Genomic DNA, 228 nt, shown 5'->3' with positions numbered 1-228 from the left:
CATCGCCGATGCCGGGCTCCGTCGCTCCGAGCTGGACGGGCTGCTCATCGCGTGCAGTCCGGCCGCCCATCCGGATGTTCGGCGTTGGCTGACGCCCAACCTGGCGCGGGAGGCCGGGTTCGGCGGACTGCGCCTCCTCAGCACGATCGACGCGGAGGGGTCGTCCTCGGCGGCGATACGTCAGGCCGGGGGCGTTGCGGGTCGGCGGCAGGTGGAGGACGCCGGGCA

The 228-nt window shown here is 74.1% G+C and carries 1 pseudogene; it reads left to right on the top strand.

The features are described from left to right. A pseudogene (locus ACR9E3_RS32500) lies at positions 1-228 on the top strand (hypothetical protein); the annotation flags it as partial.

The sequence above is a fragment of the Actinomycetospora sp. C-140 genome (assembly GCF_054796175.1).
This window is presented reverse-complemented; position numbering and strand designations above follow the sequence as displayed.